The organism is Aeromonas taiwanensis (assembly GCF_000820165.1).
GTDB lineage: Bacteria > Pseudomonadota > Gammaproteobacteria > Enterobacterales > Aeromonadaceae > Aeromonas > Aeromonas taiwanensis.
Genome location: NZ_CDDD01000004.1, coordinates 45333 through 53846, shown reverse-complemented (window position 1 = coordinate 53846; position 8514 = coordinate 45333). Strand labels below are relative to the sequence as shown.

The window sequence follows — 8514 nt, the reverse complement described above, 5'->3', positions numbered from 1 at the left end:
CCTCCTCTATGTGGTGCCCCAGCGCCACGTGACCCAACTGCACCAGCTGGCACAGGAGCTGCTGGAGACCCTGGCCGCCTTCCCCTGCGAGCACCCGCTGGACAGGCGCATCAGCCTCGGCATCGTCAGCCATCCTTTCCTGCCCAAGGCCGCCACCGCCCTCGATCACCACGGCCTGTTCGACCTCTGCTACCTGGCGCTGTCGGGGGCCATGCAGCTCAGCGAAAAATACCAGCAAAGTGTCTGGCTGGAGCTGGCCGCCATCGATTGCCAGCAGGCCGCATTTTTTAATGGAGATGTGTGGCAATGCTGCTTGATGGCAATTGACAAGGGACTGGTAAAAGTAAATTCTTCTCATGAAAAGCAATGGGTTAACTGGCTTGCCCTTTCACGGACGAAAGCGCCGGACAATCCGTGACAACAAGGTACTCAACGGGGTCTTTCATTGGCTTACTGTTGCTGGACGACACAAAAACGATAATGACGACAGGGCGACCTGAACAATGAATGATATGGCTGCCGTAACAGGACAACTGGCAAGACTCAGGGAATCCCTCCAGCAGAAACAGCAGGAGCTCGATGGCATGGCCACGTTCTCCGACGCCGAGCGCGCCCGGAGCATCCAGTTCATCGCCAAGCTGATGCAGGCCTGCCGTGGCCACGATCGCGAGCTGGACAACCGCCTCGCCAAGCTCAAGCAGAAGCTGGATGGCAATCCCCCGCTCACCACCATAGATGCCGAACTCGCCACCATCGAAAAGCTGTTGCAGCAGCACAGCCATACCATGGAAGAGTCCATCAGCCTGACCCGGACCGCCATCGATCTGGGCAGCAAGCAGCTCAAGGCCATCAAGGGGTTTCCGGAAGAGACCCGGCGCTCCCTCAAGGAGTTTCTCGCCAGTCCCGAGTGTTATGGCATCGGCGATCACCAGAAGAAGGTGATCCGGCTGCTGGAGTTCTACCAGCAGGCCATCAAGATCCAGCTGCTGCCGCGCCAGCCGCTGATCCCGCCGTCCCCGGAGATGACCACCGAGCTCTCCAGCCCGGCGCCTGCCGACTCCTTCGACATCAAGGCCCATGCCCAGATCTCCGATGAATTGCAGCGCCTCATCACCGAGCTGGATTTCGCCGGGGCCGTGGGCGAGAGCCTGGCCGACATTCGCCGCCAGTTGCTCGGGGGGATCAGCCCTGCCCTGCTGGCCGAGGTCTGCCTGCAGATCATCGAACTCATCATCGAAGGCACCCGGGAGGAGCGCAAAGCCTCCCAGGCGTTTCTCAGCACCCTGAACGAGAGCCTCTCCGCGGTCCACTTCAACTTTACCGAGTCCCTGGACGAGGGCCGTGCGCTGCAAAATGCCTCCCACCTGAGCGGTCAGGCGCTGGAGCGGGAGCTCACCGCCATCGATCGCACCATGGCCGAGCACGACTCGCCACAGACGCTCAAGGGAGCCATCTCCGGCCACCTGAACACCATCCGTCGCCTGCAGCAGGAGCGCGACGAGATGAGCCACCGCGAGCGCCACCTGCTCACCCACCTCTCCAACATGGAGGCCAAGTTGCGCCTCATGAAGGAAGAGACGGCCGAATACAAGAAGCGGCTCACCATTCAAAAGCACAAGCTGTTCCTCGACAGCCTGACCCAGGTGCACAACCGGGCGGCCCTCGACGAGCGGCTCGAGCTCGAATACAAGCGATGGCTGCGCTACGGCACCCCGCTGTGCCTGGCCATCATCGACATCGACCACTTCAAGAACATCAACGACAACTATGGCCACATGGCCGGCGACAAGGCATTGAAGGTGGTCGCCAAGGCGCTGCAGAACGCCCTGCGGGATACCGACTTCATCGCCCGCTTCGGGGGGGAGGAGTTCGTGGTGTTGCTGCCGAACATCAATCCGGACAAGTACCAGAAGCCCCTGGAGAACCTGCGCCAGACCGTCAAGAGCATTCCGTTCCGCTTCCGCGATGCCAGGGTCGAGATCACCATCTCCATCGGTGCCACCCTGTTTCGCACCGGCGACCATACCACGGACGCATTCGAGCGTGCCGACAAGGCGCTCTACAGCTCCAAGCACTCGGGTCGGGATCAGGTCAATCTCGCCTGAATCCGGGCTTAACTGAGGCTAAAAAACCGGCAAACGCACTTGTCCCCTATTCCCCTGCCCACCCCCTTGCCTCTACTATCGAAAAGAGGGATGCCCAGGCATCCCGTTTTCTCCCCAGGGAAAGCACAACGATAACAAGCGAGTGAAAGGGGAATTATGATTACACATATCAATCCAGTGGGCAGCATGGACCTGCTGTCCCAGCTCGAGGTGGATCGCCTCAAGCAGACCGCCTCCAGCGATATCTATCAACTGTTTCGCAACTGCTCGCTGGCGGTGCTCAACTCCGGCAGCCACACCGACAGCTCCAAAGAGATACTGGAGCGCTTCAAGTCCTTCGATATTCACGTGATCCGGCGCGAGCGCGGGGTCAAGCTAGAGCTGTTCAACGCCCCCGAGCATGCCTTCGTCGACGGCGAGATCATCCGCGGCATCCAGGAGCACCTCTTCTCCGTGCTGCGGGACATCCTCTATGTGTCGACCCAGCTGGAATCAAACCGCCTGGTCAACCTGACCAGCTCCACCCACATCTCCAACGTGGTGTTCGCCATCCTGCGCAACGCCAAGGCAATCCTGCCCGGCGCCGACCCCAACCTGGTGGTCTGCTGGGGCGGCCACTCCATCAACGAGGTGGAATACCAGTACACCCGGGCGGTGGGGAGCGAGCTGGGGCTGCGCGAGCTGAACATCTGTACCGGCTGCGGTCCGGGCGCCATGGAGGGCCCCATGAAGGGGGCTGCCGTCGGCCACGCCAAGCAGCGGGTGCGCAATGGCCGCTACATCGGCCTCACCGAACCCTCCATCATCGCTGCCGAGCCGCCGAACCCCATCGTCAATGAACTGGTCATCCTGCCTGACATCGAGAAGCGGCTGGAAGCCTTCGTGCGCCTGGGCCACGGCATCATCATCTTCCCGGGTGGGGTCGGCACCGCCGAGGAGCTGCTTTATCTGCTCGGCATCATGATGCACCCGGCCAACGATCGCCAACCCATCCCCATCGTGCTGACCGGCCCGAAGGAGAGCGCGGACTACTTCCGTGCCATCGATGACTTCGTCAAGGCGACCCTGGGGGAAGCGGCCACCAGCCTCTACCGCATCATCATCGGCGATGCCCCCGAGGTGGCCCGCGTGATGAAGGAAGCGATGCCGAAGATCCGCGAATACCGCAAGTCGGTGGGGGATGCCTACTCCTTCAACTGGTCCCTGCGCATCGAACCGGAGTTCCAGCTGCCGTTCGAGCCGGATCACGCCAGCATGGCCAGCCTGGATCTGCACCGTAACCAGCCGCCCCAGTTGCTGGCGGCCAACCTGCGCCGCGCCTTCTCCGGCATCGTCGCCGGCAACGTCAAGGAAGGGGGCATCCGGGCCATCGAGAAGAAGGGCCCCTTCAAACTGCACGGCGACAAGGAGCTGATGCACCTGATGGACAGGTTGCTGGAGAGCTTCGTCAAGCAGCAGCGCATGAAGCTGCCGGGCAGCCAGTACATCCCCTGCTACGAAATCGTGAAGTGAGACGTCACCGGATGAAGAAGGGGCCGCAAGGCCCCTTTTTCATGTCCGCCCCTTCCTCCCAGCAGGGTTAGCATGGCATCCATCCCTTGTTACAATGAGCCCCCCCGACGCCCGAGAATGCCCCATGCCACACCTGCTCATCATCGATGCCCTCAACCTCATCCGCCGCCTGCACGCGGTGCAGAACCAGCAAGGGCTGACTCCGGCCCAGGCTCTGATCGCCACCCGCGCCAACCTCATCAACACCACCAGAAAGCTGCTGGCCAGCAGCGAGCCGACCCACGCCATCGCAGTCTTTGACGGAGAGAATGGCTGCGATGTGCACAGCTGGCGCAAGGAGGTCTATCCGGCCTACAAGGAGGGGCGTACGCCCATGCCGGACGAGCTGAGAGAGGGGCTGGCCGATCTGCAGGATGCCTTCTGGGAGTGTGGCGTCGATGCCCTGCTCTCCCAGACCGACGAGGCGGACGATCTTGTCGCCACCCTGGCCAGCGGCCTTGCCCAGCATGGGGGCAGGGCGACCATCATCTCCACCGACAAGGGCTTCTGCCAGCTCATCTGCCCGCAGATCCGGATCCGCGACTACTTCAACAAGCGCTGGCTGGACGCCGCCTTCGTGCAGCAGCAGTACGGCGTCGCCCCGGCGCAGCTCGTGGACTTCTGGGCCCTGACCGGCATCGGCGGTTCCAACATCAGGGGCGTGCCGGGCATAGGCCCCAAGACTGCCACCCAGCTGTTGCTGCAATACGGGGACCTGGCCGCCATGCTGACCGCCTGCGAGCAGGAGGATGCCGCCAGGCCCCTGCTCAGGTTGCGCCAGCACAAGGAAGAGGCCCTGCTGGCCCGGCGGCTGGTGCAACTGCAGCGTGACATTCCTCTTGGGTTCAACCTCAAGGAGATCCGCTATCCGCCCGACGCCGGTGCACAGGCGTGATCCCCAGCACGCCATGGCACAGTGGGAGGCCGTACCTGTTGACATAAATGGGATATATGTAAAGAAACATGGAGGAAGTGATGCAAAAATGGTATAAATCCGCCGAATCCTCTCCCTCTGTTCCCTAGAAGTGGATACGTCTCATGTCAAAAAGAAAAATTACCGTCATCCCGGGCGACGGCATAGGCCCCAGCATCATCGAATCCGCCATCCAGATCCTGACCCACGCCGGTTGTGATTTCGAATACGAATATGCCGACGCCGGTCTGGTGGCGCTGGAGAAGCACGGCGAGCTGCTGCCCCAGGCCACGCTGGACCTGATTGAGAAGAACAAGGTCAGCCTGAAGGGCCCGCTCACCACCCCGGTCGGCGGCGGCTTCACCTCCATCAACGTATCCCTGCGCAAGAAGTTCAACCTCTACGCCAACGTGCGCCCCGTGCTTTCCTTCAAGGGCACCAAGAGCCGCTACGAGAACATCGACATCATCACGGTGCGCGAGAACACCGAAGGGATGTACTCCGGTGCCGGACAAAAGCGCAGCGACGACAACCAGAGCGCCGAGGCGATGAGCATCATCACCCGGGAAGGGGCTGCACGCATCGTCACCTTCGCCTTCGAGCTGGCCCGCCAGGAGGGACGCAAGAAGGTCACCATCATCCACAAGGCCAACATCCTCAAATCCACCTCAGGCCTGTTCCTGGAAGTGGCTCGCGAGATCGCGGCCCGCTACCCGGACATCCAGAGCGAAGAGATGATCGTCGACGCCGCCTGCATGAATCTGGTGATGTACCCGGAGCGCTTCGATGTGATGGTCACCACCAACCTGTTCGGCGACATCCTCTCGGATCTGTGCGCCGGCCTGGTAGGCGGTCTGGGCATGGCCCCGGGTGCCAACATCGGGGATGGCGCCGCCATCTTCGAAGCGGTGCACGGCTCTGCACCGGACATCGCCGGCAAGAACATCGCCAACCCCACCTCGGTGATCCTCGCCTCCATCCAGATGCTGGAGTACCTGGGCATGCAGGACAAGGCCGAGCGCATTCGCGAGGCGGTCCGCGCGACCATCGAATCCGGTGATCGGGTGACCCGGGATCTAGGGGGCTCCGCGTCCACCAGCGAATTTACCCTGGCCATCATAGAACGTCTGTAAAACAGGTCTAACCAATTGATTTAAAAAGGGAGCTTCGGCTCCCTTTGTTTTATGCCGGATCCGCCTTCCTCCCTCGCCAGATGAATACTATGTTCTTAGGAGGGATAAGGAGATCCACTATGCGTGCTACTTTCATCTTGCTGATCGTCAGCAGCAGTACCCTGGCATTAGACAGGCCCATCGAGAACGCCTGGCTGACACCGCCACCCCAGCATGAACAACCGGCCAAGCAGACCTGGCAGTCCACCCTGGATACCAACGATCTGCTCAAGACGCCCAAGCCGCTCTCCCTGGGCGTGGACATCATCACCGACAGCAATGGCGGCAAGCAGATCAGCGCCTACCAGAAGTTGAACCTGACCGCCGAGAAGAGCGTCAGCCTCTCCTTCGAGAAGCAAAGACCCAGGATCAAGTTCAATGCCGGTGGCATCAATACCTCGGTCAAGTTGCGGGGCGATGGCGTCAAGATGCAGTTCAATCCCACCGACAAGACCATTCCCCTCCAGATCGAGGTCAAGATCACCGATGACGAGTCCATGATGCGCTTTGACTACCGCTTCTGAGGGCATCGCCCACAAAAAACCGGACGTTGCCGTCCGGTTTTTTTGTTCAGGAGCACATTCGCAACATCAGGCCTTGGGCGTCAGCTTGGAGACCCAGTACTTGTTGAAGACGTGCACCGTGATCTCTTCGCGGTCATGGTAGAGCTGCTTGGCCTGGATCACGAAGCTGTTGTCGATCTCCCTGAGCATCTCCCGCAGCACCTCGATGTTGTGCACCGCCTCGGCGTAACGCTTCTTCATCGGCAGCTTGAGGTTGAACATGGCCTCCTGGCAGTCGTTCTCCCGGAACCAGTCGGCGATCATGTGGGTCACCCGAGCCGGCTTGTCCACCATGTCGCACACCAGCCAGTAGGTGTTCTTCTTGCTCGGCCGCCAGACGAAGCCGTCGTCACGGATGTGCTTGACCTGGCCGGTATCCATCAGGGACTGGGCCATCATACCGTTGTCCACGGCGGTCACCATCATGCCGCGGCGCACCAGCTGATAGGTCCAGCCGCCGGGGCAAGCCCCGAGATCCACCGCCTTCAGGCCGGAGCAGAGGCGCAAGTCCCACTCTTCCCGCGGCACGAAGACATAGAAGGCCTCTTCCAGCTTGAGGCTGGAGCGGCTCGGGGCGTCCGCCGGGAAGCGCAGACGCGGGATCCCCATGTGGAACGCGGAGTTGTTGAAGGAGTAGGAGTAACCCAGCATCACATGATCATTGGCCAGGAAGAAGGCGTGGAACACCGGGCGATGCGGCGTCTCCTTCTTGGTCAGGATCTCGTTACTGCGCAGCGCCTGACGCAGCGGCACGGTGAACTTGCGACAGAAGGCGGAGAGCTCCTTCGCCTCGTTGGTATCGGCCGTCTCCACCCGCAGATCGCCGCAGATGGCGTAGTCCCGGGCCGCCTCCAGAATGGGAGTGACGCGATCCGAGAGATCGAGATCCTTCAGCTCGCAGGTCACCACCAGCATCTGGCGGATGAAGATGAGCTCCCGGAACGGCAGCTTGCGAGCGAGCAGGTCGGCCTGCTCCTCGTCATACAGTTCGAAGAGCACATAACCGCTGTCGTCCTTGACCCGGGCAAAACCGTAGCACTGCATGTTGCTGGCGCGCTCGGTGATCTCTGCCGCCGCCTCTTTCTCAAAACCCGGGCGGCAATAAAGCAGCAGATTATTCATTTTTTCCTCCAAGACGACAGCCAGCCCAGATCAGGGCTGCCCATCCCAACATAAAACAGAGGCCACCGGCCGGGGTGATAAGCCCCAGCCCCTTGCTGCCAAGCAGCACCATGGCATAAATACTGCCGGAGAACCCCAGGATCCCCAGCACAAAGGCAGTGCCCGCGAAGGTAATCACCTTGCTGCGCACGCCGCACCACCCCAGCACCAACAGGGCCAGGGCGTGGAAAAACTGATACTGCACGGCGGTATTGAACGCCGCCAGCAGCGCGGGGGCGATACCGGTCGCCGCCAGTCCGTGGGCGCCATAGGCCCCCAGCATGGTGGCCGTCAGGCCGAAGAAGCCCGCCAGCACCAGCCAATGTCGATGGATCTGCATCCTCTCTCCTTGCTCTCTTCTCACCGCGACTCGCCAGCTTGCATCAGGAGTGGCCCGTCGCCGCGACAAAGCCCTTGATCCGCTCTGCGGCCAGACGCAGGTTTTCCTGCTCACTCAGGCCGCTCGCCTTCCTCGGCTTGAAGCCATGATCCCCATCGGTCAGCCAGTGGACCGATACGGCGGGTGAGAAGGGGAAATCGGCCAGTTCGGCGCGAGAACCGAAGGTATCGCGCTCCCCCTGCAGCAGCAGGGTGGGCGTCGTGATCTGCTTGAGCACCTCCCCTCGCCAGCGCTCGGGCTTGGCCGGGGGGTGGAAAGGATACCCGAGAACGATCAATCCTGCAGCATTCATCTCGCCGTCCCCGTCCTGAAACAGCTCGGCCGCCATCCGCCCCCCCATGGATTTGCCCGCCAGAAACAGCCTGGGATGGGCAAACTCCCGCACCATCTCGCGCCAGTGCGCGAGCAGCACGGGCTGCCGGTCCGGCGGACGGCGCTTGCCATCCTGTGCCCGCTTGCTCATGTAGGGGAAATTGAAACGCACTACCTCGATGTCCGGCCCCGCCAGCAGGCGCGACAGCTCGGCGAGAAAGGCGTGCTCCATGCCCGCTCCCGCGCCGTGGGCCAGCAGAATGCGAACGGGGGCGTCGCTCGCCCCCTCTCTTGTCAGGTCACTCATCCAATTCTCCCTCGACAATGGCGTTGCCCG

Annotated in this window: 8 protein-coding genes and 1 pseudogene; 6 read left to right on the top strand and 3 right to left on the bottom strand. The window is 61.7% G+C overall.

Annotated features, from left to right (window positions below; all coding sequences use genetic code 11):
- From BN1136_RS00775 to BN1136_RS00750, 6 genes and pseudogenes are all read left to right on the top strand, one after another.
- Positions 1-418, top strand: a pseudogene (locus BN1136_RS00775) (hypothetical protein); the annotation flags it as partial.
- Between the two features lie 85 nt (positions 419-503).
- Positions 504-2105 (top strand): GGDEF domain-containing protein, encoded by a 1602-nt coding sequence (locus BN1136_RS00770; protein ID WP_043807909.1) that lies wholly within the window; start codon positions 504-506, stop codon positions 2103-2105.
- 156 nt (positions 2106-2261) lie between these two features.
- Positions 2262-3617 carry a nucleotide 5'-monophosphate nucleosidase PpnN gene (gene ppnN / locus BN1136_RS00765; RefSeq protein ID WP_043758673.1) on the top strand — a complete coding sequence of 452 codons (1356 nt, stop codon included), beginning with the start codon at positions 2262-2264 and terminating at the stop codon, positions 3615-3617.
- 124 nt (positions 3618-3741) lie between these two features.
- Positions 3742-4551 carry a flap endonuclease Xni gene (gene xni / locus BN1136_RS00760; protein WP_043758671.1) on the top strand — a complete coding sequence of 270 codons (810 nt, stop codon included), beginning with the start codon at positions 3742-3744 and terminating at the stop codon, positions 4549-4551.
- Positions 4552-4694: 143 nt separating this feature from the next.
- Positions 4695-5702 carry an isocitrate dehydrogenase gene (locus tag BN1136_RS00755; RefSeq protein ID WP_043758670.1) on the top strand — a complete coding sequence of 336 codons (1008 nt, stop codon included), beginning with the start codon at positions 4695-4697 and terminating at the stop codon, positions 5700-5702.
- Between the two features lie 119 nt (positions 5703-5821).
- A complete protein-coding gene (locus BN1136_RS00750; protein WP_043807907.1) occupies positions 5822-6265 on the top strand; it encodes a hypothetical protein in 444 nt (147 codons plus the stop codon).
- A 66-nt stretch (positions 6266-6331) separates the two neighbouring features.
- On the opposite strand, the gene rlmM is transcribed toward BN1136_RS00750, so the two are convergent.
- Genes rlmM through BN1136_RS00735 form a run of 3 tightly spaced genes read right to left on the bottom strand, consistent with a single transcriptional unit; the run spans position 6332 to position 8484 of the window.
- Positions 6332-7426, bottom strand: coding sequence for a 23S rRNA (cytidine(2498)-2'-O)-methyltransferase RlmM (gene rlmM, locus BN1136_RS00745; protein WP_043807905.1), 1095 nt, complete (start codon positions 7424-7426; stop codon positions 6332-6334).
- Positions 7419-7805, bottom strand: a complete 387-nt coding sequence (locus BN1136_RS00740; protein ID WP_043758655.1) for a DUF423 domain-containing protein — start codon at positions 7803-7805, stop codon at positions 7419-7421. The genes rlmM and BN1136_RS00740 overlap by 8 nt, the downstream gene beginning before the upstream one ends.
- A 43-nt stretch (positions 7806-7848) precedes the next feature.
- Positions 7849-8484: an alpha/beta fold hydrolase gene (locus tag BN1136_RS00735; protein WP_043758653.1), complete on the bottom strand. Its 636-nt coding sequence runs from the start codon at positions 8482-8484 to the stop codon at positions 7849-7851.
- Positions 8485-8514: the final 30 nt, after the last annotated feature.